The sequence below is a fragment of the Limnohabitans sp. genome (assembly GCF_023910625.1).
Taxonomy (GTDB): Bacteria; Pseudomonadota; Gammaproteobacteria; order Burkholderiales; family Burkholderiaceae_C; genus Limnohabitans_A.
This window is the reverse complement of the sequence record NZ_JAAVVW010000003.1, coordinates 728,223-751,838: the sequence shown is the minus strand read 5'-3', so window position 1 is coordinate 751,838 and position 23,616 is coordinate 728,223. Positions and strand designations below refer to the sequence as shown.

Genomic DNA, 23,616 nt, shown 5'->3' with positions numbered 1-23,616 from the left:
CAACATGTCAACCATCCCGATCACCAAACGTGGCGTTGAAAAACTCAAGGATGAGCTCCACCGCCTCAAAACGGTGGACCGACCCGGCGTGATTCAGGCCATTGCTGAAGCGCGTGCCCAGGGTGACCTGAGCGAGAACGCCGAATACGATGCCGCAAAAGACCGCCAGGGCTTCATCGAGGGTAGGATTCAGGAAATCGAAGGCAAATTATCGGCTGCACAGATCATCGATCCGGCGAAGCTAGATGCAGGTGGTCGCGTGGTGTTTGGCACCACAGTCAAGCTGGCGGATGAGAGCTCAGGCGAAGCTGTAACCTATCAAATCGTGGGCGAGGATGAGGCCAATTTGAAGCTGGGACTGATCAACATCAGCAGCCCTATTGCACGTGCCCTGATTGGCAAGGAGGAGGGCGATGTGGCTGAAGTCCAGGCGCCCGGTGGTGTTCGCCGCTACGAAATCGTGGGTGTTTCGTACATCTGACGCGGCAGCCGATTCCGCTGCTCTTTGTCTCTGGTTACCAAGAAAAAGCTGTTGAGCGTGGATCTTTTTGCGCGGATCATTGCACCATTGGGCTTTTGAGTTTTTCAGTCAAATCGGCCTTTTTTGACGGATTTTTGTTTTGGCTTGGCCCGCTTGATTTGACCGCCTGCGGCCAGGCGTTGGTTACCTAACACACGGATGGTCTTGACTTCAGGGCGCTGGCCGCCGCGTGCGCTGTATTTCAGGATCTTGAAGTCACGGGGACCGGCTCTGCGGTCATCATCCACTTCCTTGATCTTTTTGGGTTGAGGGCGCCAGAGAATGAGCAGTTTGCCGATGTGCTGGATGGGCGCAGCATTGAGTTGATCGCTGAGTTCGGCGAACATGGCTTCGCGGACGGCTCGATCATCACCGAGCACGCGAATTTTGATCAGACCATGGGCATTCAGCGCCGCTTCAGTTTCCTTGATGACGGCAGATGTAAGGCCGTCTCCGCCGATCATGACGACTGGATCAAGGTGGTGGGCTTCGGCGCGAAAAATTTTGCGCTCGGCGGGTGTGAGTTGTATTTGGGACATGTTCGTATTATCCCAGCAAGGACGAGAAAGAATGAAAGTCAAAACAAAAAGTAAAAAGGTCAATAAAGCGTGGTTGAACGACCATGTCAACGACACTTATGTGAAGTTGGCCCTCAAAGAGGGTTATCGAGCGCGGGCGGCTTACAAACTCAAGGAGATCGACGAAACTCTGGGCCTGATTCGTCCTGGTGATCTGGTGGTTGACTTGGGCTCTGCCCCAGGGGCCTGGAGCCAATATCTTCGCCGCCGTTTGTCGCCCGATGGCGCGGCTGCGGGTGCGCTCCATGGCGGCATCATCGCGCTGGACATTCTGCCCATGGACCCAGTGGAGGGGGTGCAGTTCATTCAGGGGGATTTTCGCGAAAATGAGGTGTCCGCCCTGCTGGAAGCGGCCTTGCAAGGGCGGCAGGCCGATGTGGTGGTGTCCGACATGGCCCCCAATTTGTCGGGCATCGAGTCGTCGGACGCGGCGCGGGTTTTGCATTTGATCGAGCTGGCGGTGGAGTTCGCCCAAAGTCACATGAAGTCGCAAGGCGCTTTGGTAGTCAAGGTCTTCCACGGCAGCGGCTACAGCCAGATCGTGAAATTGTTCAATGAGACATTCCAGGTGGTCAAAACCATCAAGCCAAAATCATCCCGGGACAAGTCATCTGAGACTTTTTTGGTGGGCATGAGGTTGAAAATGTCGGTTTGACGCTGTAATTCCTCCCTTTTCAAGGGCCAAAACCCTTTCTTTCTGCTTTGGCGTCAGTTCACGGGCCTAGAATGATAAAAATCTTTTTTTCGATTGGAGCGTCTCTTGAATAACCCTTGGTTTTCCAAAATTGCCGTCTGGATGGTGATTGCCATGGTGCTGTTCACCTTGTTCAAGCAATTTGATAACCGTGGCGTCGCTGGTGCGAGCGCTATTGGCTATTCTGATTTTCTCGAAGAGGTCCGCAGCAACCGCATCAAGAGTGCCACGATTTCCGAAAGCCCTGGCGGCACTGAAATCATGGCCATCACGCTGGACGAGCGGCGCATCAAGACAACGGCCACTTACCTGGACAGGGGGCTGGTGGGCGATTTGATCAACAGCGGTGTGAAGTTTGATGTCAAGCCACGCGAAGAGGGTTCTCTGCTCATGACCTTGCTGGTCAGCTGGGGCCCCATGTTGCTGCTGATTGGTGTCTGGGTTTATTTCATGCGCCAGATGCAAGGCGGAGGCAAAGGTGGCGCCTTTAGTTTTGGCAAATCCAAAGCCCGTTTGCTCGACGAAAACAGCAACCAAGTCACTTTTGCCGACGTGGCCGGCTGTGACGAGGCCAAAGAGGAAGTCAAAGAGGTTGTCGATTTTCTTAAAGATCCGCAGCGCTTTCAAAAGTTGGGCGGACGCATTCCCCGTGGTTTGCTGCTGGTAGGTCCTCCCGGGACCGGTAAAACTTTGTTGGCCAAATCGATTGCTGGCGAGGCCAAAGTGCCTTTCTTCAGCATTTCGGGATCCGATTTCGTCGAAATGTTCGTGGGCGTGGGGGCTTCCCGTGTGCGCGATATGTTTGAAAACGCCAAAAAGAACGCCCCTTGCATCATCTTCATTGATGAGATTGATGCTGTTGGTCGTCAGCGCGGCGCTGGTCTTGGCGGTGGTAATGACGAACGTGAGCAAACCCTCAATCAGATGCTGGTCGAGATGGATGGTTTTGAAACAAACCTTGGTGTGATCGTGGTGGCTGCAACCAACCGTCCAGACATCCTGGATGCTGCTTTGCTGCGCCCCGGTCGCTTTGACCGTCAGGTCTATGTGACCTTGCCCGATATCCGTGGCCGTGAGCAGATCCTGAATGTGCATATGCGCAAGATTCCTGTCAGCCAGGATGTGAGTCCCTCGGTGATCGCCCGAGGTACACCCGGCATGAGTGGGGCTGACCTGGCCAACCTGTGTAATGAAGCTGCCTTGATGGCGGCGCGGCGCAATGCCCGTGTGGTGGAAATGCAGGATTTTGAGAAGGCCAAAGACAAGATTCTGATGGGCCCTGAGCGCAAGAGTATGGTCATGCCTGAAGAAGAGCGCCGCAATACGGCTTACCACGAAGCGGGACATGCCTTGATTGGTAAGCTTTTGCCCAAGTGCGACCCGGTGCACAAGGTCACCATCATTCCCCGTGGCCGAGCTTTGGGAGTGACAATGAGCCTGCCCGAAAAAGACCGCTACAGTTACGACAAGGAATTCATGTTGAATCAGATCAGCATGTTGTTTGGTGGCCGGATTGCCGAAGAAGTGTTCATGCATCAGATGACCACCGGTGCCAGTAACGACTTTGAGCGAGCCACTTCGATTGCCCGTGACATGGTCATGCGTTACGGCATGACCGATGCCTTGGGGCCAATGGTGTATGCCGAAAACGAGGGTGAAGTTTTTCTGGGTCGATCGGTTACCAAGACCACCAACATGAGCGAATCCACCATGCAAAAAGTGGATCAGGAGGTTCGTCGCATCATCGACGAGCAATACACCTTGGCCCGTCGTTTGATCGAACAGCACAGTGCCCAGATGCATGCCATGGCCAAGGCCTTGCTGGAGTGGGAAACCATCGACAAGGACCAAATCGATGACATCATGGCTGGCCGCGATCCTTTGCCGCCCAAGGACTGGTCGCCTCGCACACCTCCCTCGGGAGGGACCGGTGGCGGCGGAACTCCCGAGGTCCAAACCGATCCGGTAACAACGCCTGCCTGATTTTCAGTATCGCAGTGAGTAAAACGGGGCCCTCGGGTCCCGTTTTGTTTGGAGCAAACTACATGAATTTGTCACCACAAGCGAGGACTGGGCTCTACTGGCAGATGACACGTTTTCATCTGGATTTGTCACACCCTTGTGTGATGGGCATTGTCAACCTCACTCCCGACTCTTTTTCAGGCGACGGTCAGAACGGGGAGACCTCTCAGGCTTTGCGTCATGCCGAGCGGTTACTGCGTGAGGGTGCAGGCATCCTGGATGTGGGGGCTGAATCTACCCGACCGGGTGCGGCTGGGGTGCCACTGCAAGAAGAGTTGGCCCGTCTGATGCCTTTTTTGCGCGAAGCGCTGCGCTGGCAGGTGCCGATTTCAGTTGACACTTACAAGCCCAAGGTGATGCAGGCGGTGCTGGATCTGGGTGTGGACATTGTTAACGACATCTGGGCTTTGCGGCAGCCAGGTGCTGAGAGTGTGGTGGCTGCGCACCCGCGCTGTGGTGTGTGCCTGATGCACATGCACCGTGACCCCCAAACCATGCAAACGGACACCATGACTGGTGATCTGCTGCCGACGGTGCTGGACTTCTTGTCGCAACGCCTGCGGGCCTTGGCTGCTCAGGGGGTGGCGGCTGATCGACTGGTGCTGGATCCTGGCATTGGATTTGGTAAAACGGTGGCGCAAAACTTCCGGTTGCTGGCCAGACAGGCCGAATTGCTGCAGATGGCGCGGCCCGTATTGGCAGGTTGGTCACGTAAATCTTCCTTGGGTGCTGTGTTAGCCCAGCAGGGGGGGGTGCCCCCTCCACTGGAGCGTCAGGCGGCCAGTGTGGCGGCGGCGTTACTGGCGGTGCAGCAGGGGGCGAGCATTGTTCGGGTGCACGATGTCAAACCCACGGTGGATGCCCTGAGGGTTTGGGCGGCGGTGCAGGCGGATGGCCGTGTGCCATGACGCACGCTTGGGGTATCCCAATCCGTTGGTCTTTGCCTTGACACCGTTAAAATTTGGATTGCGACAAAAATTAAAAGGTATTTCATGGCGCGTCAATATTTCGGCACAGACGGCATTCGGGGCGCCGTAGGGCAAAGCCCGATCACGCCCGATTTCATTTTGCGACTGGCCCATGCCGTGGGTCGTGTGCTGAAGGTTCAAGAGTCTCACCCAGTGGTGTTGATCGGTAAGGACACCCGCATTTCAGGTTATATGCTGGAAAGTGCCCTGGAGTCTGGATTCAATTCTGCCGGTGTCGATGTCATGCTGCTGGGCCCGGTGCCAACGCCTGCTGTGGCTTACCTGACTCGGGCTCAAAGGGCATCTTTGGGTGTGGTGATCAGCGCCAGCCACAACCCTTTTTCTGACAATGGCATCAAGTTTTTCAACGCGCAAGGCAATAAACTCCCAGACGCTTGGGAAGAGCAGGTCGAGGCCACATTAATAGAGAACCCTGTCTGGGTCGATTCCGCGTCTTTAGGCAAAACCCGGCGACTTGATGATGCGGCCGGACGATACATCGAGTTTTGCAAAAGCACCTTTCCCAATGAGCTTACTCTTAAGGGCCTGAAAATCGTGGTGGATGCTGCCCACGGGGCGGCGTACCATATTGCCCCCAAGGTTTTCCATGAGCTGGGGGCCGAGGTGATCGCCATCGGATGTTCACCCGATGGCCTGAACATCAACCAGGGCGTAGGGGCCACGCACCCTCAGGCCTTGGTGCAGGCCGTCAAGGACCATGGAGCCGACTATGGCATAGCACTCGATGGTGATGCAGACCGCTTGCAATTGGTGGATGCTTCCGGGCGTTTGTTCAACGGCGACGAGTTGCTTTATCTGATCGTTGCCGATCGGCTGGCCAGGGACGAAGCGGTGCCTGGTGCTGTGGGCACCTTGATGACCAATCTGGCGGTAGAGATGGCACTCAAGCAGCGTGGGGTTCAGTTTGTGCGCGCCAAGGTGGGCGACCGCTATGTGCTGGAAGTGTTGCATGACAAAGGCTGGTTGCTTGGCGGGGAGGGCTCGGGCCATTTGCTGGCGCTGGACAAGCACACCACGGGAGATGGTCTAGTCAGCGCTTTGCAGGTGCTGCAAGCCTGTGTGGGCAGTGGTCAAACCATGGCGCAACTTCTGCAAGGCTTAAGCCTGTTCCCGCAAACCTTGATCAATGTGCGTCTGAAGCCTGGTTTTGACTGGCAAGGCCATGCTCCTTTGTGGGCGGCCACCCGGGCGGCCGAGGTCGAGTTGGGTGAGGCCGGACGTGTCTTGATCAGGGCCAGCGGCACCGAACCCTTGATTCGCGTCATGGTGGAAGCACGTGAGGCCGTGCAAGCACATCGGTGGGCTGAACGGATTGCTGCCAGCTTGACGTGATGCTCCGGGCTGTTCCCGTCATCAGCGAGCATCGACGATGACAATCCGGTATGGCCTGCTTGCACGGGTGACAGGCCATTGTATAACTCAGTAAATCAGCCTGTCCGGCTTGATCTCTTGCAAGATCGTTGTGGCAATTTCTTCGATGGACTTGGTGGTGGTCGACAGCCAGCGGATGCCTGAGCGGCGCATCATGGCTTCGGCTTCGGACACTTCCATGCGACAGTTGTCCAAACTGGCATAGCGGGAGTTGGGGCGGCGTTCAGATCGGATTTCAGACAGACGCTCGGGCTGTATGCTCAGGCCGAAGATTTTTTGTCGATGAGGCGTCAAAGCGGGCGGCAACTGCTTGCGCTCAAAGTCTTCAGGAATCAGGGGGTAGTTGGCTGCCTTCAGGCCATGCTGCATGGCTAGGTAGAGGCTGGTGGGGGTTTTGCCGCTGCGACTGACGCCTACCAAAATGACATCGGACGAATCTAAGTCGCGGTTCGATTGTCCATCGTCATGAGCCAATGAAAAATTAATCGCCTCAATGCGGTCATGGTATTCCTTGCTTTTGCTGACGTCTGAAAAGCGCCCGATTCTGTGGTGCGACTTGATGCCCAGTTCGTTTTCGAGTGGGTTTACAAAGGTTCCAAACATGTCCAGCAGCATGCCTTGGCAGTGCTCTTGCAATACCTTGAGTACATCCATGTTCACCAAAGTGGTAAACACAATCGGTTTGGTGCCCTCGGTGTCGGCCGTGTGGTTGATCTGCCGAACCGCCTGGTGCGCCTTGTCGATGGTGTCGGTAAATGGCAGTCGAACATGCCGGGTTTTCATGTCGAACTGCGCCAGGATGGCGTTGCCGAAAGTTTCGGCTGTGATGCCGGTGCCGTCAGATACGAAAAAAACAGTGCGTTTGGACATGCTTGCAAAAAATTTCAAAGATCGGGAACACCAAGCCCCCTAAAATGGTTTGATTATCCATGGCCCCGGTCGGCGCTTGCACATTAAGAACAACACTGCCCCAGACCCATTTCATGGCACCCGGTTTTAACTTTGGAGTTTGTATGTCTGATCTTTTCAGTGAGACCGCCTTGGTCGTTCCCTTTGAGCATCTGCGCATGACCGATGTGGAGTCGGTTGGCGGCAAAAACGCCAGCTTGGGAGAGATGATTTCCCAGCTTCCATCTGGCGTGCTAGTGCCCAGTGGATTTGCCACAACAGCCCACGCATTCCGCCAGTTTCTGGCTTTTGACGGCCTGACAGAGCGCATCAACGCCCGGCTGGATGCCTTGGATACCGAAGATGTGCGCGCTTTAGCCGCTGCTGGGGCTGAAATCCGTGCGATGGTCGAAGCCCAACCCTTTCCAGCTGACCTCGAAAAAGCCATTCGCGATGAATTTCTCCGCTTGCAAGGGAGCAACTCCGAAGCTTCTTTTGCTGTGCGTTCCTCAGCTACAGCCGAAGACTTGCCTGATGCGTCGTTTGCAGGGCAGCAAGAAACTTTTCTGAACGTGGTCGGCATCGACGACGTGCTGCACAAAATGAAAGAGGTGTTTGCCTCGCTCTATAACGACCGTGCCATCAGTTACCGTGTGCACAAAGGCTTTGCCCACGCCGACGTTGCCTTGTCGGCAGGCGTTCAGCGAATGGTGCGTTCCGACTTGGGCGCGGCGGGTGTCATGTTCACTATCGACACGGAGTCGGGTTTTGAAGACGTTGTGTTCATTACCTCCAGCTACGGCCTAGGGGAGACGGTGGTTCAAGGCGCAGTGAACCCAGACGAGTTCTATGTCCACAAGCCCATGCTGGTCGCTGGCAAGCGCAGCGTGATCCGTCGCAACCTGGGCTCGAAGTTGGTCGAAATGGTGTTTGCCAGCCCACAGGAGAAGCGCATTTCCGGAAAGTTGGTCAAAACCACCGATGTGCCCGCCGAATTGCGCAACCGCTTTAGCCTGTCCGACGACGAGGTCGAGCAACTGGCCCGCTATGCGGTGGTGATCGAGCAGCATTACGGTCGCCCGATGGACATCGAGTGGGGCAAGGACGGCACCGATGGCCAGATTTACATCTTGCAAGCTCGCCCGGAAACCGTCAAAAGTCAGGCCAAGGGCTCACCAGAGGTGCGTTACAAACTAAAGGGCAAAAGCAACATCTTGGCTGAGGGCCGGGCGATTGGTCAGAAAATCGGCACGGGTCCAGTGCGTCTTGTGCACCATATCAGCGATATGGACAAGGTTCGACCCGGCGATGTGCTGGTGACCGACATGACTGACCCAAACTGGGAGCCGGTCATGAAGCGCGCCAGCGCCATCGTGACCAACCGCGGCGGGCGCACCTGTCACGCCGCCATCATCGCCCGTGAGTTGGGCATCCCAGCGGTGGTGGGTTGCGGTAATGCGACCGAACAACTGGGGGAAGGCGCCTTGGTGACCGTCAGTTGTGCCGAGGGCGATACCGGTTACATCTACGACGGTTTGCTTGAAACCGAGGTCAGCGAGATCCAGCGTGGTGTCCTGCCCGAGATCAAGACCAAGATCATGATGAACGTGGGCAACCCTCAACTGGCCTTTGATTTTGCCCAGCTGCCTAATGCCGGTGTCGGACTGGCGCGTCTGGAATTCATCATCAACAACAACATTGGCGTGCACCCTAAAGCCATACTCGACTACCCCGCGATCGATGCCGACCTCAAAAAGGCCGTCGAATCGGTGGCCCGAGGTCACGCATCCCCTCGCGCTTTTTACGTAGATAAGGTCGCCGAAGGCGTGGCCAGCATTGCGGCTGCATTCTGGCCCAAGCCGGTCATTGTGCGTTTGTCAGACTTCAAGAGCAACGAATATCGCAAGCTGATTGGTGGCAGCCGCTATGAGCCGGAAGAAGAAAATCCGATGCTGGGCTTCCGGGGCGCAGCGCGTTATCTCAGCGAGGACTTTGGTGAGGCCTTTGCGATGGAGTGCGAAGCCCTCAAGCGTGTGCGTGGCGAAATGGGGTTGACCAATGTGCAGATCATGGTGCCCTTTGTGCGTACATTGGGGCAGGCCAAGAAGGTCACCCACCTGCTGGCCAGTCAGGGTTTGCGCAGGGGCGATGACGCACTCAAGCTCATCATGATGTGTGAAGTGCCCAGCAACGCCATCCTTGCCGAGCAGTTCCTCGAGTTTTTTGACGGCTTCTCAATCGGTTCGAACGACCTGACCCAGTTGACCTTGGGTCTGGATCGAGACTCGGGCATGGAGCTGCTGGCCGCAGATTTTGATGAACGCGATCCGGCGGTCACGGCCTTGATATCTCAAGCTATCGGGGCCTGCTTGTCGAAGGGTAAATACATCGGTATTTGTGGGCAAGGACCTTCGGATCACCCGGATTTTGCGCATTGGCTGATGAATCAGGGCATAAGCTCCATTTCACTCAATCCTGATACCGTGATTGAAACTTGGACCCATTTGGGTCGTTGACGCGCAACAGAGCATGGCGATGAACGCTTCTAGGGGTCTTGCCATGTCCTCTGTTTATCGGTGGCGACTGCATCGAAATGTGCTGATCTATATTTTCGTCTTGCTGGCTTTGATCGGCGTCATGGCCTGGGCCGAAAGAATGGGTTTGTCAAGAAATTTGATTGGCCCCATTTTTCTGTTCAGCACAGTGATGATTTATGCCTTGATTGGTATTGCTGGCAGAACCACAGATGAAGACGAGTACTACGTTGCGGGTCGGCGTATTCCTGCCGTGTACAACGGCATGGCCACTGCTGCAGACTGGATGAGCGCGGCTTCATTCATCAGCTTGGCTGGTGCACTTTACCTTCAGGGCTTCTCTGGCAATGGCGATGAACCGGGCGGTCTGGCTTATGTGTTGGGGTGGACGGGGGGATTTTGTTTGGTGGCTTTGCTGATTGCTCCGCAGTTGCGTGCAATGCGCTTGTACACCTTGCCTGATTTTTTTGAACATCGCTATGGAGGGCGTTGGCCCCGAGTTATTGCAGCCGTGGCCTCGGTTTTGTGCTCGTTCACCTACATTGTGGCTCAGATCTATGGCATTGGACTGATTGCCTCCCGATTGACCGGTGTCCAATTTGAGATAGGCATTTTGCTCGGGTTGGGCGGCGTTTTATTGTGTTCCTTTTTAGGTGGCATGAGGGCTATCACATGGACACAAGTTGCCCAGTACATCATGCTATTGCTGGCCTTCATGATTCCCGTATCCTGGCTGGCCTACAAACAATTGGGGAATCCTTTGGCACCTCTTGTTTATGGTTCTCAGTTGTTAGCTATTTCAGAGATTGAAAGACGACTGATGGAAGATCCTGGCGAACTGGAAGTGCGCCGTGAATTTGCCCAACGCGCCCAACTGTATGCTTCACGACTCCAGAATGTGGAAAACTCAATCGTTGAACTGCGTCAACAGCTAGAGAGCAAAATTCAGTTGCTGAAAGCCCAAGGAGCTGATTTTTCGACCATTGCTCAGGTCCGCCGTGAACTCTTGGCTGTACCCCAAGATCCCGCAAAAGCGCGAGAAGAATGGACACGTGCCAAGATTGAAAACCTAGAGCGATCCAAGCCTTTGGGCGGTATGCCGGCACACACGCAGTCCTTTACTGGAGATCCCGCTGGAGGTGCTGTTCAGGCCCGGCTTTTCAATGAGTCCAGATTGAATTTCTTGGCCCTGGTTTTTTGTCTCATGATCGGTACCGCAGGATTGCCTCATTTGTTGACAAGGTTCTACACCGTTCCGACTGTAGCTGAGACACGCAGTTCTGTCGCTTGGACCTTGTTTTTTATTGGGTTGATTTATTTGAGCGTGCCCGCCCTGGCTGTTCTGGTGAAATTTGAGGTGCTCAGCAATTTGGTGGGCACCCGGTTTGATGCGCTTCCCAGCTGGATGGCGCAATGGGCCAGATTGGATTCCAATTTGTTGTCTTTTTCGGATGTCAATGGCGATGGTTTTTTGCAACTGGGCGAACTCAAGTTGGGTGCGGACATGATCATGTTGGCCACACCCGAGTTGGGCGGTATGCCATTTGTGGTCTCTGGTCTGGTAGCTGCAGGTGGTTTGGCGGCGGCGTTGTCTACTGCCGATGGCCTGCTTTTGACCATCAGCAATGCCTTGGTGCGCGATATGCGACCCAGCGGTGCCAAAGCCCCCAAATCCTCAGAGGGGCGAGTCATCCTTTCCAAGTTCGCTTTGTTGGCAGTGGCCATGGTGGCTGCGGTCGTAGCTGCATTCAAGCCTGCTGAGATCTTGGCTTTGGTATCCGCCTCTTTTTCGCTAGCTGCATCTGCCTTTTTTCCAGGCATGGTGTTGGGGATGGCCTGGCAACGGGTGCATCGTGCGGCGGTGGTACTGGGTATGCTGTCGGGTTTGGGGGTGACGATTTTTTACATGGTGGTCAATGCCCCTGGTTTCCGCCATTTTTGGGAGTTGGACTCTCATGGCGGCTTGTGGTGGGGCATTCAGCCCTTATCCGCAGGCGTTTTTGGGGTCCCAGTTGGTTTTGTGGTCATGGTGCTGGCCACCTGGCTGATCCCGCAGAGCCTGATAAGCCCAAACCTGCGTTCACAGGCTCCCCAAGCCGAGCCGCCCAACAACTATCCGGGACTGTGATGTTCAGGCTATAATAATGGGCTTCGCCTTGCTGCACCCCGACAGACGCTGGGGGCAGCTATTCCAACCATTTGGGTTAACCTCAAGGAGTCTCAATGCGTCATTACGAAATCATTTTGCTGATCCATCCCGATCAGTCCGAACAAGTGCCGGCCATGCTGGAGCGCTACAAAGGCATGATCACTGCCGGCGGCGGCAGCATTCACCGTGTGGAAGACTGGGGCCGCCGTCAGTTGGCCTATCAGATCAATAAACTGGGCAAAGCGCACTATCTGTGCGTGAACATTGAAGCCGACCAAGCCGTGATGGCCGAACTCGAGCACGCCTTCAAGTTCAATGATGCCGTGCTGCGCCACCTGACGGTGCTGAAGAAAAAAGCCGACGCCGGTCCTTCTTCCATGATGAAGACGGTCGAGCGCGAAGAAGCCCGCAAGTCACAACAAGCCGAATTCGCCGCTTGATACTGAACTGTTGAGGAGTGAACCGTACCGAACTGAAAGCCTGTATTGCCGAGCACGCCGCTTTGCGATACACCCCCGCTGGTTTGCCTGCTCTTGATTTGATTCTGGAGCACGCCTCTGAAGTACAAGAGGCCGGGCAAATGCGCAAAGTCCAGTTGAAACTTCGTGCCTTGGCCATTGGGTCATTGGCCGAAAGATTGGCCCTGCAAGCGGTAGGCAGTGTCTGGACGTTTCAGGGCTTTTTGGCCACCCCTCGACAAGGAAAAAGTGTCGTGTTGCACATTCAAGAGTTTCAGCAAGATTAATTTCAGGAGGCCCCATGGCCACGTTCAAAAAATTCAACAAAGACAAGCGCCCTAAGCGCAACACCCAGTCACTGCTGTTCAAGCGCAAGCGTTTTTGCCGCTTCACGGTCACTGGCGTCGAAGAAATCGACTACAAAGATGTGGACACCTTGCGTGACTTCATCGCCGAAAACGGCAAAATCATCCCTGCGCGCCTGACTGGCACCCGTGCCATTTTCCAGCGCCAGCTCAACACCGCCATCAAGCGCGCGCGCTTCTTGGCCATGTTGCCCTACACCGACCAGCACAAAGTCTAAGGAGTCCAACCATGCAAATCATTCTGCTCGAAAAGGTTGTGAACCTGGGTAATCTGGGCGATATCGTCAAAGTCAAAGACGGTTATGCGCGCAATTTCCTGATCCCTCAAGGTCGTGCACGTCGCGCTACTGAAGCTAACAAGGCTGAATTCGAAGCTCGCCGCGTTGAACTCGAAAAGGTCGCTGCAGCAAAGTTGGCCGATGCGCAAGCTCAGGGCGAGAAGCTCAATGGTCTGGTTGTCAAGTTGTCGCAAAAAGCCGGGGTCGATGGTCGTTTGTTCGGCTCGGTGACCAACCACGACATCTCTGAAGAGTTGAACAAGCAAGGCTTCAAGCTCCTTAAATCTCAGATTCGCATGCCCAATGGTCCGATCAAGGTTGTTAGCGATTCAACTGTCTCAGTCGCCTTGCATACCGATGTGGTGGTTGACGTGACCGTGTCTGTTTACGGTGAGTCTGCCTGATCATTATCCTGCCGTCCCACTGAAAAGCCGCCCGGCGTTGAGCCTGGCGGCTTTTTTATGGTGCGCCCGGCACGGGCGCACTCCTGGAGGTGCAAGTCCTCCCGTAAGTTGATCACAGCGAACGAAGCGAAGCGCAACTGCATGAGGGTGACCGAGTGTGGGAAGGAAGCGTGGAGCGAAACTGCGAGCCGATGAACAAGAACTGCATAGAAGGCGCTGCCAAGCAGGGCGAGCGGACCGTTTACCGCGAAGCTCTCGTGATCAAGGCGAAGTGGCGTAGATGCAGCGGTTGTGCAGCGAAGGAGTGCGTTCTTACCCGGGGAGATCTCGCCTTGTTTCCGAAAGGAAGACGGCACTGCCGGAGCGAGAAGTCAGCAGAGGTCGTAGTAGTTGGAGCCGGGGCCGCTGAGGCCACAAGGCAAGAGCGAAGGACCGAACGAGAGTGAGTAACCGAGGACATGCAAAGCCACAAGGTCATGCGTCAGATGCCGGAGCGATCCGGGCGGGCAGGAAGGCGGCACGGTGAAGCCGGGCCAGACACTGCCAGCGACGAAACCCGAGGTACGTTGCATGAACACCCGGATACAGGGTCGGCAAAGCAGCTGGCAGGCACAGGTGGTCTGCTGGAGGCGGCGCTGACGAGACAGAACCTGCAGGCCCTTTTACAGGTGCTGCAACCGCTGATCGACCCCACCTTCAGCGACCACAGCCACGGGTTTCGACCGGGCAGGCGTGCACACGATGCGGTCAAGGCCGCACGGGCGTACGTCCAATCGGGCAAACGCGTGGTGGTGGACGTGGACCTGGCCAAGTTCTTTGACCGGGTCAACCACGACATCCTGATCGACAGGCTCAAAAGGCGCATCGACGACGCTGGAGTCATCCGGCTGATTCGGGCTTACTTGAACGCCGGGATCATGGATGGCGGGGTGGTGGTCGATCGCCATCTGGGCACGCCGCAAGGCGGACCGCTCAGTCCGCTGTTGGCCAACGTGCTGCTAGACGAAGTGGGCAAGGCGTTGGAGGCGCGCAGCTACTGCTTCGCGCGCTACGCCGACGATTGCAACGTCTACGTGGGCAGCAAGCAGGCGGGCGAGAGGGTGATGGGCTACCTCAGGAAGCTGTACACGGGCTTGAAGCTTCAGATCAACGAAGCCAAGAGTGCAGTGGCCAGCGCCCTTGGGCGCAAGTTCCTGGGGTATGCGTTGTGGATGGCCAAGGGCAAAGAAGTCAAATGTGCGGTGGCCTACAAGGCACTGGACAACTTCAAGGCTCGCATCCGGCAACTCACGTGCCGCTCGGGCGGGTGCAGCATGGCGCAGGTGGTGGAGAAACTGCGGCCCTACCTGCTGGGCTGGAAGGCGTACTTCGGGATGGCGCAAACGCCCAGGGTCTGGCGAGAGCTGGACGAGTGGCTGCGCCATCGGCTGAGGGCCATTCAGCTCAAGCATTGGAAGAGGCCGAAGGCGATCTACCGGGAACTCAAGGCGCTGGGGGCATCGAAAGATGTGGCCAACCAAGTGGCGGGTAACTGCCATCGGTGGTGGCGCAACAGTGACGGAGCCATTAAGCGCGTACTGACCATTGCGTACTTTGACCGGCTGGGGGTGCCAGGGCTGTCCTGACCTCAAGCTCTCGAACCGCCCGGTGCGGACCCGCATGCCGGGTGGTGTGGCAGGGGTGCCTCCTACAATGGAGGCCCCCTATGCCGATGGTCAGTTAAGCCAATGGTCCAGTTGTAACGTGTTTCTCACCGGATTTACAAAGCTTATCCACAGGTTTGTCCAGCAACGACCGACCTTTCGCGACTAACATTGCCTTTTAAGTTGGTTTGCCCATGTCCGCTGCAATTGATTCTGCTTTGATTCCTTTTTCTGCTGATCTGTCTCGCGACAGCCAAGTGGCCAATCTGCGCGTGCCACCACATTCCATTGAGGCCGAATCCAGCGTTCTAGGAGGGTTGTTGTTGGACAACGGGGCATGGGACAGGGTGGGGGATTTGCTGGTCTACACAGACTTTTACCGTCATGAACACCAGTTGATTTACGCGGCAATCGGTGCGCTGGTGAATGCCTCAAAACCTGCTGACGTGATCACTGTCAGCGAGCAATTGCAAAACCAGGGCAAGGCGGAGCAAATGGGGGGGTTAGCGTATCTGAATTCTTTGGCCCAATACGTGCCCAGCGCCAGCAACATACGCCGCTATGCCGAGATTGTTCGGGAGCGCGCTATCTTGCGCAAGCTGGTCTCGGCCAGCGACGAAATTGCTACCAACGCGTTCAACCCTCAGGGCAAGGCCATTGACCGCATCCTGGATGAAGCCGAGCAAAAAATCTTCAACATTGGTGAAGAGGGCTCGCGCATGAAGCAGGGCTTTCAGTCGATGGACACGCTGGTGGTCGAGCTGCTTGACCGCGTGCAGGAGATGGCTGACAACCCCAATGACATCACGGGTGTGCCCACCGGCTTTTATGACCTGGATCGGATGACTTCCGGTCTCCAGCCGGGAGACATGGTCGTTTTGGCTGCACGTCCTTCGATGGGGAAAACGGCTTTTGCGATCAACATTGCCGAGCATGTGGCCTTAAACGAAGGACTGCCGGTGGCGGTTTTTTCCATGGAAATGGGCGCATCCCAGTTGGCCGTGCGTGTGGTCGGCTCGATTGGCCGCATCGACCAGGGTCATTTGCGTACAGGCAAACTCAGCGATGACGAGTGGCCACGGTTGACCGAAGCCATTGAAAAACTGCGTACGGTGTCTTTGCACATCGACGAAACACCTGGACTAACACCGTCCGAGTTGCGCGCAAATGCCAGGCGACTGGCTCGCCAGTGTGGCAAGCTGGGTTTGATTGTGGTGGATTATTTGCAGCTCATGAGTGGCTCTGGGAACTCGGTCGGTGACAACCGCGCGACCGAATTGGGTGAGATTTCGCGGGGTCTGAAAATGCTGGCCAAAGAGCTGCAGTGCCCGGTGATTGCCTTGTCGCAATTGAACCGCAGTGTCGAGCAACGGACAGACAAACGCCCCATGATGAGCGACTTGCGTGAGTCTGGTGCCATCGAGCAGGACGCTGACATCATCATGTTCATTTACCGCGACGACTACTACAACAAGGATTCCAAAGATCCCGGGGTGGCTGAAATCATCATCGGCAAGCAGCGTAATGGTCCGACTGGCACGGTCCGCCTCACTTTCCTGAAGAACCTGACTCGTTTTGAGAGCCTCGCGTCGGGTCTGAGCGATGATTATTGAAACCCGACGGCAGCTTGATCGTTACAGTGCTTCGCTGGCAAAGTCCGCCAGTCGGGAGCGCTCACCGCGTGCCAGTGTGATGTGACCACCGTGCGCCCAACCTTTGAAACGGTCGACGGCGTAAGTCAGCCCTGATGAGCCTTCGGTCAGGTAGGGCGTGTCGATCTGGGCGAGGTTGCCCATGCAGATCATCTTGGTGCCCGGACCTGCCCGTGTGATGAGTGTTTTCATTTGCTTGGGAGTCAAATTCTGGGCTTCGTCAATGATCACGTATTTGTTCATGAAAGTGCGACCTCGCATGAAGTTCATGCTTTTGATCTTGATCCTGCTCTTGATAAGTTCGTTGGTGGCCGCGCGCCCCCATTCACCAGCGTTGCCACCGTCTCCTTTTGCAAGGAATTCCAGGTTGTCGTCAAGTGCGCCCATCCATGGACCCATTTTTTCTTCTTCAGTGCCAGGCAAAAAGCCAATGTCTTCACCCACGCTCACGGTGGCCCGGGTCATGATGATTTCGGTAAAGCGACGGTCATCCAGCACTTGCGTCAAGCCTGCGGCCAAGGCCAGAAGGGTTTTACCAGTGCCAGCGGTACCCGTCAGGGTCACAAAATCGATATCCGGGTCGGTCAGCAGGTTCATGGCGAAGTTCTGCTCACGGTTACGTGTGTTTACACCCCAAACTTCATTTTTGTGGTGCGTGAAGTCCTTCAGCGTGCGAAGCACAGCAGTTTTACCCCGGATTTCGGTCACGCGGGCGTACAAACTGGGCTCGCCCGGAGCTTCGAAATAGACAAACTGGTTCAAGAACAGGCTGGGCACAATGGGTCCACTGATACGATAAAACGTATGCGTACCTTGCTGCCAACTCTCCACACTTTTGCCGTTCTGGATCCAAAAATTGGAGGGCAAAGCCAGTGAGCCTGGATACAGCAGATCGCCATCCTCCAGAGTCTTGTCGTTTTGGTAGTCCTCGGCCTGCAAGCCCAGCGCACGTGCTTTGACTCGCATATTGATATCTTTCGACACCAAAACCACTTCTCGTGGACTGTATTGGATCCCCAGAGCCTTGACCACGCCAAGGATCTGGTTGTCTGCTTTGCCTTGTGGCAAGGCCAGAGGCAGGCTCAGATCGAGTGGCTGGGTCTGGAAAAACAATTGGCCCAAAGCATCTGAATAACCTGTTGCGTTCAGGGGCGATCCCTTGCCCAGGTCATCGGCTTGAGCTGAGGCGAGTGCATCGAGTGAGCGACTGGCTTGCCGGGCGTTGCGGGCCACTTCACTCATGCCTTTTTTGTGGCTGTCAAGTTCTTCCAGCACGATCATGGGCAAAAAAACATCGTGCTCCTCAAAGCGAAAGAGGCTCATCGGGTCATGCATCAGCACATTGGTGTCCAGCACGAAGAGTTTGCTGGGTCCGTTGGTGCGACGAGTTCTTTGTTTGAGGGAAGATGCTCGGCGGCCCGGGGTTTGTGCTTTGGGTGGCTCGACCGACGATGCATCGTGGATGGCCTTTGTCTTTGGAGGGTCGGACTTGCTCGCGCGGGGCGGCCGTAGCTGTCGCTGGGCGGTCTGGATTGGGGAGGAGGTCAGTTCGGATCGTGCGGCGCTAACCTTCGTTGCAAGGCGGACTGCCTCACGCTCAGGTGGTGCTTCGCTGCCGTCGATGCTGGATTCGTAAGCTTTGTGTGTCAGGCGGCTGGCGCGTTGAGTGGGTGCGGGGGGCAATGGCATGAAAGGGTCTCATTTAATTTAATGATCGTGTTGGCGGAAGCCAAAAAAGAAAAAGCCACCTGGAGGCCGAGGTGGCTTTTTTAGCAAAGAGGTGAACTGGAGTCCAACAGCATGAAAACATTATGCATGATCCCTATGACACGGCATAGCGCCGATGCACTTCAGGCAGGTATCGCTTTTTTCAGTTGTTTGACAGCCTGCAGGACATCTTCAACGTGTCCTGGCACCTTAAGGCCCCGCCATTCTTGTTTCAAGGTGCCATCGGGTCCAATCAGGAAGGTGCTCCGCTCAATCCCTTTGACTTTTTTGCCATACATGATCTTGTTTTTGACCACACCGAACATGTGGCACATTTTTTCTTCGGTATCAGCAATCAATTCAAAAGGCAGTTCAAGTTTTGCCTTGAAGTCGTCGTGCGACTTCATATTGTCGCGGGAGACGCCCAGCACCAGGGCTCCAGCTTTGACGAAGTCTTTGTATTTGTCACGAAACTGCATAGCCTCGGTGGTGCACCCTGGTGTGTTGTCTTTGGGATAAAAAAACAAAACAACGGTTTGACCGATGTGAGAGTGGTTCGAAACTTTAAGACCGCTGGTGGCGTTGGCTTCAAATTCAGGGAGGGGTTTGTTCAGAACGATCGCCATAAAACTTTGATCTCGCTTGACTGGTTGAGCGCAGCCTGATTCAAAGAACAAGACAGCACTGAAGGCCATGAGCCTTAGCAACCCGCTATTTTACTCGGAACGAGGGTCGCCTGTGGGGGCTTCAAAATCGTCGAGTTGGCAAAGTGGGTGTGGCTCGGGTAAAAGTGCAGTCTTTAGGATTCGATCAAAATAGCGGCAATCACTTTCCGTCCTTCACTTGCCAAAATATTGTAAGTGCGGCATGCAGCAGCCGAGTCCATGGTTTCAACCCCAATGCCATGCCCTATCAAGGTTTGTATCCATTGTGGCTTTGCAAAACGAAGTTGATGGCCACTGCCAAAGATGATCAATTCGGCACCAAGGCCTACCAAAGCGTCAAAGTCACTGGCTTTCAGGTTCTCAAATAGACATGGGCCCCATGGGGAGGGGGGGCTGCCCGGTATGCTGCTGACGACCAACGATGACTGAAAACGAGTGCCATTGATCTGAATCCAGCCGAGGCCGTGAGCGTTGATGATGGTAGAGCTTGATTTGTCGGGTTGTAGTTTCATGGAGTGGGCGCTGGTGTCTCAAATTCAACATCTGCGGCAATGTGTTGATATGGTGGGCAAATCGAAGCATGAATTGTGGTCAAATTATAGGTTTTTCCATATTGAAACCGCCTTTGGAGGCAATTTGAAAACCATTCGGAAATCTGCCAAGCTTGCCAACGTTTGTTATGACATTCGAGGCCCCATCATGGACCGGGCGCGCCAGATGGAAGAGGACGGCCAAAAGATCATCAAGCTGAACATTGGAAATTTGGCTGTTTTCGGTTTTGATGCTCCCGAGGAAATCCAGCAGGACATGATCCGCAACTTGCCCAATTCGGCTGGTTACTCCGACAGCAAAGGCATATTTGCTGCACGCAAGGCCGTCATGCATGAAACCCAGAAACAAGGCATTTTTGGGGTGACTCTGGATGATATCTACTTGGGCAATGGAGCCAGTGAATTGATCGTGATGGCCACCAATGGCTTGCTCGACGATGGAGATGAGTTGTTGCTGCCATCCCCTGATTACCCTCTGTGGACCGCTGCAGCCAGTTTGTCGGGCGGCACTCCGGTCCACTACCGCTGCGACGAGGCCAACGGCTGGATGCCAGACCTGGCAGACATACGTGCCAAGGTTACGCTCCGCACCAAAGGTATTGTGGTCATCAATCCCAACAACCCTACAGGCGCTCTTTATTCGGATGAGTTGCTAAGCGGTATCGTGGACATCGCGCGCGAGCATGGCCTGGTGATTTTTGCCGATGAGGTGTACGACAAAGTTTTGTATGACGGTGTCAAGCACACGCCTTTGGCCTCCTTGTCCCAAGACGTCTTGACCTTAACTTTCAATTCGCTGTCCAAAAGCTACCGCTCTTGTGGATATCGAGCGGGCTGGATGGTGATTTCGGGGGATAAGAAAACGGCCCGTGACTACATCGAAGGCCTGAACATGCTTTCCAACATGCGCTTGTGCGCAAATGTGCCCGGTCAGTGGGCCATACAGACGGCCCTGGGTGGACACCAGAGCATCAATGAGCTGGTGGGCGAGGGCGGGCGTTTGCGTAAGCAGCGCGACCTGGCCCAAGCCCTGATCAGCACCATTCCCGGGGTCAGTTGCGTCAAGCCGCGTGCGGCTTTGTACATGTTTCCTCGTCTTGATCCCAAGATTTACCCGGTCAAGGACGATCAGGTTTTTTTCCTGCAATTGCTCGAAGAAACCAAAGTTATGCTGGTTCAAGGTACAGGCTTCAATTGGCCAGAACCGGACCATTTTCGCATCGTGTTTTTGCCCCATGAAGACGATTTGCGCGAAGCGATTGCACGCGTTGCCCGTTTTTTGGAAGGAGCGCGCAAGCGATTTGGTACCGACAAACTGGTGGCCTGATTTTTTCAAGAATTGCCTGCACATGGCGGGCGCAATCTGAGTGAGCAAGAAATGAAACCGATCAAAGTAGGGCTGTTGGGCATTGGCACTGTGGGGGGCGGCACTTTTAATGTGTTGCGCCGCAACCAGGAAGAAATTCAGCGCCGGGCCGGTCGCGGTATTGAAATCTCCATGGTGGCCGATCTGGATGTGGCTCGGGCCCAGCGCTTGGTGGGGGAGGGTGTACAGGTTGTGGCCGATGCCCGCGCGGTGATCGCCAACCCCGAGATCGATATTGTCATTGAATTGATCGGTGGCTATGGCATTGCTAAGGCTTTGGTTCTTGAAGCCATTGCCGCAGGCAAACATGTAGTGACAGCCAACAAGGCCTTACTGGCTGTGCATGGTACCGAAATATTTGCAGCTGCACAGGCCAAAGGCGTGATGGTGGCCTTTGAGGCTGCTGTGGCCGGTGGCATCCCGATCATCAAGGCCTTGCGCGAAGGCCTGACGGCCAACAGCATTCAATGGGTGGCGGGCATCATCAATGGCACGACTAACTTCATCCTGTCAGAGATGCGTGACAAGGGCCTGGACTTTGACGTGGTGCTCAAGGAGGCCCAGCGTCTAGGCTATGCCGAAGCCGATCCGACTTTCGATATTGAAGGAGTGGATGCTGCGCATAAGGTCTCGTTAATGAGTGCGATCGCTTTCGGCATTCCGGTGCAGTTTGACAAGGCTTACGTCGAGGGCATCACAAAACTCGGTGCGGCCGATATCAAATATGCTGAGCAACTGGGTTACCGCATCAAGCTTTTGGGGATTACCAAGCGAACCCCGCAGGGGATTGAGCTTCGTGTTCACCCCAGCCTAGTGCCCACTCAGCGGTTGATTGCCAATGTGGAAGGTGCCATGAATGCTGTGATGGTGCAAGGTGACGCCGTGGGCACCACTCTGTATTACGGCAAAGGCGCGGGATCCGAACCCACCGCCAGTGCGGTGATCGCCGATCTGGTGGACATCACCCGTTTGCACACGGCCGATCCGCTTAACCGAGTGCCGCATCTGGCCTTCCAGCCTGGCGCCTTGAGCCAACTGCAAGTCTTGCCCATGTCCGAGGTGTCCACCAGTTATTACCTTCGGTTGCGCGTGGCCGATCAGACAGGTGTGTTGGCCAAGCTGACCGGTTTGCTGGCCGAGGCGGATATCAGTATAGATGCCGTGTTGCAGCGCGAAGCCGACCAGGTCAGCCAGGCCGATGAAAACCAGACAGACGTGATCATCCTGACCCACGACACCCGCGAAGGCACCTTGAACGAGGTGTTGGCTCGGATGCAGGCCCTGTCCACCGTGATGGCGCCCATCGTGCGCATTCGCAAGGAAGAGTTGAACTGATGCGCTACCGCTCCACCCGTGGTCATACTGACCGCAAACAGTTTTGTGAAATCCTACTCGAAGGACTGGCCCCCGATGGCGGCTTGTATCTGCCCGAAAGCTACCCACAACTTGACAGTGTGGCCTTGGCGCGTTTGCGTAATATCTGGCAAAACGCGGGTTATGCGGCTTTGGCTTTTGAGGTCTTGTCCCTGTACATCGACGACATCCCCGCAGCAGATTTGCAGGTCCTGTGCGCCAGAACCTACACCGAACAAGTGTTTGGCACGCAGCAAATCGTGCCGCTCAAGCCACTGCAGAGTGCTGGCGTGGGCAAGCCCGATCTTTACCTGGAAGCCTTGTCCAACGGTCCGACCCTAGCGTTCAAGGACATGGCCATGCAATTATTGGGTAATTTGTTCGAGTATGAATTGACTCGGCGTGGCGAGACGCTCAATATTTTGGGTGCCACTTCAGGTGATACCGGAAGCGCAGCCGAATATGCCATGCGTGGAAAAAAAGGTGTACGTGTGTTCATGACCAGCCCTCATGGTCGGATGAGCCCTTTCCAGCAGGCCCAGATGTTCAGCCTGCTGGACGAGAATATTCATAACATTGCTGTGAAGGGTGTGTTTGACGATTGCCAGGACATGGTCAAGGCGGTGTCCAATGATCTGGATTTCAAGCGTCGATACAAGATCGGCACCGTCAACTCCATCAATTGGGCACGTTTGCTGGCCCAGGTGGTGTACTATTTCGCGGGTTACTTTCAGGCTGCAACCAGCAATGATCAAAAGGTCAGCTTCACGGTACCCAGCGGCAATTTTGGCAATGTGTGCGCTGGTCATGTGGCCCGAATGATGGGTCTGCCGATTGACCGCTTGGTGGTGGCGACCAACGAAAACGATGTGCTCGACGAGTTTTTCCGCACTGGAATCTACCGTGTGCGCGGTACGACCGATACCCATGAGACCTCCAGCCCGTCGATGGACATCTCCAAGGCCAGTAACTTCGAGCGCTTTGTATTCGACCTGCTCGAGCGCGATGACGTTCGTACCAAAGCAATCTTCGGCGAAGGTCTCAGCCGTCAAGGATTTTTTGATTTGTCGGGTGATGCACGTTTTGTCAAGGCGGCAACGGTGTTCGGCTTTGAGAGCGGTCGAAGTACCCACGCCGACCGCATCAAGACCATCCAGCAGGTGTATGCCCGCTACGGTGTGGTGATCGATACCCACACTGCTGACGGCGTGAAAGTGGCTCAAGAGCATCTGGATCGGAATGTGCCCATGATCGTTCTGGAGACTGCCTTGCCCATCAAGTTTGCTGCCACGATTGTGGAGGCCTTGGGTCGAGAACCCGAGCGCCCTGTGCAGTTTGAAGGCATCGAGTTGTTGCCCAAAAGGGTGCAACTGATGGCCGCAGATGTGGCGATGATCAAGGCCTATATCCGCCAGCATTGCGAATGATT

The 23,616-nt window shown here is 55.3% G+C and carries 21 protein-coding genes; 16 read left to right on the top strand and 5 right to left on the bottom strand.

Annotated features, from left to right (window positions below; translation table 11 throughout):
• Window positions 1-4 precede the first annotated feature (4 nt).
• Complete coding sequence (greA, locus tag HEQ17_RS06630; RefSeq protein WP_296292003.1) at window positions 5-481, top strand: transcription elongation factor GreA; 477 nt, start codon at window positions 5-7, stop codon at window positions 479-481.
• Between the two features lie 104 nt (window positions 482-585).
• On the opposite strand, the gene HEQ17_RS06625 is transcribed toward greA, so the two are convergent.
• Window positions 586-1,059 (bottom strand): YhbY family RNA-binding protein, encoded by a 474-nt coding sequence (locus tag HEQ17_RS06625; RefSeq protein WP_296292002.1) that lies wholly within the window; start codon window positions 1,057-1,059, stop codon window positions 586-588.
• 31 nt (window positions 1,060-1,090) lie between these two features.
• Here HEQ17_RS06625 and HEQ17_RS06620 point away from each other — a divergent pair, with 31 nt between their 5' ends.
• From HEQ17_RS06620 to glmM, 4 genes are all read left to right on the top strand, one after another.
• Window positions 1,091-1,753 (top strand): RlmE family RNA methyltransferase, encoded by a 663-nt coding sequence (locus tag HEQ17_RS06620; protein ID WP_296292001.1) that lies wholly within the window; start codon window positions 1,091-1,093, stop codon window positions 1,751-1,753.
• 105 nt (window positions 1,754-1,858) lie between these two features.
• On the top strand, window positions 1,859-3,775 hold the full coding sequence (gene ftsH, locus HEQ17_RS06615; protein WP_296292000.1) for an ATP-dependent zinc metalloprotease FtsH: 1,917 nt from the start codon (window positions 1,859-1,861) through the stop codon (window positions 3,773-3,775).
• A 62-nt stretch (window positions 3,776-3,837) separates the two neighbouring features.
• Window positions 3,838-4,722: a dihydropteroate synthase gene (gene folP / locus HEQ17_RS06610; RefSeq protein WP_296291999.1), complete on the top strand. Its 885-nt coding sequence runs from the start codon at window positions 3,838-3,840 to the stop codon at window positions 4,720-4,722.
• Between the two features lie 84 nt (window positions 4,723-4,806).
• Window positions 4,807-6,135, top strand: a complete 1,329-nt coding sequence (gene glmM / locus HEQ17_RS06605) for a phosphoglucosamine mutase (RefSeq protein ID WP_296291998.1) — start codon at window positions 4,807-4,809, stop codon at window positions 6,133-6,135.
• An 87-nt stretch (window positions 6,136-6,222) separates the two neighbouring features.
• Here the strand turns inward: glmM and HEQ17_RS06600 are convergent, their stop codons facing one another.
• Window positions 6,223-7,044, bottom strand: a complete 822-nt coding sequence (locus tag HEQ17_RS06600; RefSeq protein ID WP_296291997.1) for a pyruvate, water dikinase regulatory protein — start codon at window positions 7,042-7,044, stop codon at window positions 6,223-6,225.
• 143 nt (window positions 7,045-7,187) lie between these two features.
• On the opposite strand from HEQ17_RS06600, the gene ppsA reads away from it, so the two are divergent.
• From ppsA to dnaB, 8 genes are all read left to right on the top strand, one after another.
• On the top strand, window positions 7,188-9,578 hold the full coding sequence (gene ppsA / locus HEQ17_RS06595; RefSeq protein WP_296291996.1) for a phosphoenolpyruvate synthase: 2,391 nt from the start codon (window positions 7,188-7,190) through the stop codon (window positions 9,576-9,578).
• Between the two features lie 43 nt (window positions 9,579-9,621).
• Complete coding sequence (locus HEQ17_RS06590; RefSeq protein ID WP_296291995.1) at window positions 9,622-11,724, top strand: VC_2705 family sodium/solute symporter; 2,103 nt, start codon at window positions 9,622-9,624, stop codon at window positions 11,722-11,724.
• Window positions 11,725-11,819: 95 nt separating this feature from the next.
• On the top strand, window positions 11,820-12,185 hold the full coding sequence (gene rpsF / locus HEQ17_RS06585) for a 30S ribosomal protein S6 (RefSeq protein ID WP_108353641.1): 366 nt from the start codon (window positions 11,820-11,822) through the stop codon (window positions 12,183-12,185).
• 17 nt (window positions 12,186-12,202) lie between these two features.
• A complete protein-coding gene (priB, locus tag HEQ17_RS06580; protein WP_296291994.1) occupies window positions 12,203-12,490 on the top strand; it encodes a primosomal replication protein N in 288 nt (95 codons plus the stop codon).
• A gap of 14 nt (window positions 12,491-12,504) precedes the next feature.
• Window positions 12,505-12,786, top strand: coding sequence for a 30S ribosomal protein S18 (gene rpsR / locus HEQ17_RS06575; protein ID WP_019427495.1), 282 nt, complete (start codon window positions 12,505-12,507; stop codon window positions 12,784-12,786).
• A gap of 11 nt (window positions 12,787-12,797) precedes the next feature.
• Window positions 12,798-13,250 (top strand): 50S ribosomal protein L9, encoded by a 453-nt coding sequence (rplI, locus tag HEQ17_RS06570; RefSeq protein ID WP_296291993.1) that lies wholly within the window; start codon window positions 12,798-12,800, stop codon window positions 13,248-13,250.
• Between the two features lie 458 nt (window positions 13,251-13,708).
• Window positions 13,709-14,875 (top strand): reverse transcriptase domain-containing protein, encoded by a 1,167-nt coding sequence (locus tag HEQ17_RS06565; RefSeq protein WP_296291992.1) that lies wholly within the window; start codon window positions 13,709-13,711, stop codon window positions 14,873-14,875.
• Window positions 14,876-15,087: 212 nt separating this feature from the next.
• Window positions 15,088-16,506: a replicative DNA helicase gene (dnaB, locus tag HEQ17_RS06560; RefSeq protein WP_296291991.1), complete on the top strand. Its 1,419-nt coding sequence runs from the start codon at window positions 15,088-15,090 to the stop codon at window positions 16,504-16,506.
• A gap of 21 nt (window positions 16,507-16,527) precedes the next feature.
• Here the strand turns inward: dnaB and HEQ17_RS06555 are convergent, their stop codons facing one another.
• From HEQ17_RS06555 to HEQ17_RS06545, 3 genes are all read right to left on the bottom strand, one after another.
• Window positions 16,528-18,234 (bottom strand): PhoH family protein, encoded by a 1,707-nt coding sequence (locus HEQ17_RS06555; RefSeq protein WP_296291990.1) that lies wholly within the window; start codon window positions 18,232-18,234, stop codon window positions 16,528-16,530.
• Between the two features lie 161 nt (window positions 18,235-18,395).
• A complete protein-coding gene (locus HEQ17_RS06550) occupies window positions 18,396-18,878 on the bottom strand; it encodes a peroxiredoxin (protein ID WP_296293691.1) in 483 nt (160 codons plus the stop codon).
• 173 nt (window positions 18,879-19,051) lie between these two features.
• On the bottom strand, window positions 19,052-19,429 hold the full coding sequence (locus tag HEQ17_RS06545; RefSeq protein ID WP_296291989.1) for an MTH938/NDUFAF3 family protein: 378 nt from the start codon (window positions 19,427-19,429) through the stop codon (window positions 19,052-19,054).
• A 124-nt stretch (window positions 19,430-19,553) separates the two neighbouring features.
• On the opposite strand from HEQ17_RS06545, the gene HEQ17_RS06540 reads away from it, so the two are divergent.
• Genes HEQ17_RS06540 through thrC form a run of 3 tightly spaced genes read left to right on the top strand, consistent with a single transcriptional unit; the run spans window position 19,554 to window position 23,614 of the window.
• Entirely contained in the window at window positions 19,554-20,795 is a 1,242-nt protein-coding gene (locus HEQ17_RS06540) for a pyridoxal phosphate-dependent aminotransferase (RefSeq protein WP_296291988.1), read from the top strand.
• Window positions 20,796-20,846: 51 nt separating this feature from the next.
• Window positions 20,847-22,169 carry a homoserine dehydrogenase gene (locus tag HEQ17_RS06535; protein WP_296291987.1) on the top strand — a complete coding sequence of 441 codons (1,323 nt, stop codon included), beginning with the start codon at window positions 20,847-20,849 and terminating at the stop codon, window positions 22,167-22,169.
• A complete protein-coding gene (gene thrC / locus HEQ17_RS06530) occupies window positions 22,169-23,614 on the top strand; it encodes a threonine synthase (RefSeq protein ID WP_296291986.1) in 1,446 nt (481 codons plus the stop codon). Before HEQ17_RS06535 ends, thrC begins: the two co-directional genes overlap by 1 nt.
• Window positions 23,615-23,616 lie beyond the last annotated feature (2 nt).

What these genes read in the sequence shown, in the direction of transcription:
- greA (WP_296292003.1), top strand. Translation starts at nt 5, where the DNA reads ATGTCAACCATCCCGATCACCAAACGTGGCGTTGAAAAACTCAAGGAT.
- HEQ17_RS06625 (WP_296292002.1), bottom strand. Translation starts at nt 1,059, where the DNA reads ATGTCCCAAATACAACTCACACCCGCCGAGCGCAAAATTTTTCGCGCC.
- HEQ17_RS06620 (WP_296292001.1), top strand. Translation starts at nt 1,091, where the DNA reads ATGAAAGTCAAAACAAAAAGTAAAAAGGTCAATAAAGCGTGGTTGAAC.
- folP (WP_296291999.1), top strand. Translation starts at nt 3,838, where the DNA reads ATGAATTTGTCACCACAAGCGAGGACTGGGCTCTACTGGCAGATGACA.
- glmM (WP_296291998.1), top strand. Translation starts at nt 4,807, where the DNA reads ATGGCGCGTCAATATTTCGGCACAGACGGCATTCGGGGCGCCGTAGGG.
- HEQ17_RS06600 (WP_296291997.1), bottom strand. Translation starts at nt 7,044, where the DNA reads ATGTCCAAACGCACTGTTTTTTTCGTATCTGACGGCACCGGCATCACA.
- ppsA (WP_296291996.1), top strand. Translation starts at nt 7,188, where the DNA reads ATGTCTGATCTTTTCAGTGAGACCGCCTTGGTCGTTCCCTTTGAGCAT.
- HEQ17_RS06590 (WP_296291995.1), top strand. Translation starts at nt 9,622, where the DNA reads ATGTCCTCTGTTTATCGGTGGCGACTGCATCGAAATGTGCTGATCTAT.
- rpsF (WP_108353641.1), top strand. Translation starts at nt 11,820, where the DNA reads ATGCGTCATTACGAAATCATTTTGCTGATCCATCCCGATCAGTCCGAA.
- rpsR (WP_019427495.1), top strand. Translation starts at nt 12,505, where the DNA reads ATGGCCACGTTCAAAAAATTCAACAAAGACAAGCGCCCTAAGCGCAAC.
- rplI (WP_296291993.1), top strand. Translation starts at nt 12,798, where the DNA reads ATGCAAATCATTCTGCTCGAAAAGGTTGTGAACCTGGGTAATCTGGGC.
- HEQ17_RS06565 (WP_296291992.1), top strand. Translation starts at nt 13,709, where the DNA reads ATGCAAAGCCACAAGGTCATGCGTCAGATGCCGGAGCGATCCGGGCGG.
- dnaB (WP_296291991.1), top strand. Translation starts at nt 15,088, where the DNA reads ATGTCCGCTGCAATTGATTCTGCTTTGATTCCTTTTTCTGCTGATCTG.
- HEQ17_RS06555 (WP_296291990.1), bottom strand. Translation starts at nt 18,234, where the DNA reads ATGCCATTGCCCCCCGCACCCACTCAACGCGCCAGCCGCCTGACACAC.
- HEQ17_RS06550 (WP_296293691.1), bottom strand. Translation starts at nt 18,878, where the DNA reads ATGGCGATCGTTCTGAACAAACCCCTCCCTGAATTTGAAGCCAACGCC.
- HEQ17_RS06545 (WP_296291989.1), bottom strand. Translation starts at nt 19,429, where the DNA reads ATGAAACTACAACCCGACAAATCAAGCTCTACCATCATCAACGCTCAC.
- HEQ17_RS06535 (WP_296291987.1), top strand. Translation starts at nt 20,847, where the DNA reads ATGAAACCGATCAAAGTAGGGCTGTTGGGCATTGGCACTGTGGGGGGC.
- thrC (WP_296291986.1), top strand. Translation starts at nt 22,169, where the DNA reads ATGCGCTACCGCTCCACCCGTGGTCATACTGACCGCAAACAGTTTTGT.